The organism is Thermus sp. (assembly GCF_056332225.1).
Map to the genome: position 1 here is coordinate 1 of NZ_JBWGQW010000259.1, position 517 is coordinate 517.

Below are 517 nucleotides of genomic sequence, written 5' to 3' on the forward strand. Positions count from 1 at the left end.
CTCATGCGGGCTCTGAAGCGCGCTGAGCAAGCCCTGAACTCCAAAGACGATGCCACGGCCATCCGGGCGGCTCACGCCATCGCCACGGTGGTAGGGAGCGTGGTCAAGCTGGTGGAGGTGAGTGAGCTTCAGGCCCGGGTGGAGGAGCTTGAGGCCAGGGTGGCCGAGCTGGCCGGAACTAAAATGCGGTCAAGGAGGACGGCGTGAGGAGGCTGGAAAGCATCTTGGACCGGCTAGAGGAGGCGCTGGAAGGGGGCGAGGGACCTACCCTAATCACCATCACCTACGAGCGGCCCGATGGGCCACCCCTGGAGCCTTCGGAGGAAGCCAAGCGCCGGGCCATCCGCGAGGCGAGGAAGCGGGGTAAGACCTACGCCGTGGCTTACCCCGAGGTGGGGGTGGAAGAAGGCTTCTAACCCCTGCCGTTTTCCAGAGAAGGGGCCGGGTACCTTCCCGGCCCTTTCTCTTCTCACCAAAGTTGAGTCGGGTGATGAAGACCTGGCGGACAACTTGTCCG

Annotated in this window: 2 protein-coding genes; both read left to right on the forward strand. The window is 64.2% G+C overall.

The genetic code is table 11. The features are described 5' to 3' along the window. Positions 1 to 207, forward strand: a 207-nt coding sequence (locus tag AC01Y6_RS11240; protein WP_476671617.1) for a hypothetical protein, incomplete at its 5' end; no start/stop codon positions are given. Beyond that, on the forward strand, positions 204 to 416 hold the full coding sequence (locus AC01Y6_RS11245; protein WP_476671618.1) for a hypothetical protein: 213 nt from the start codon (positions 204 to 206) through the stop codon (positions 414 to 416). The genes AC01Y6_RS11240 and AC01Y6_RS11245, both read left to right, overlap by 4 nt. Positions 417 to 517: the final 101 nt, after the last annotated feature.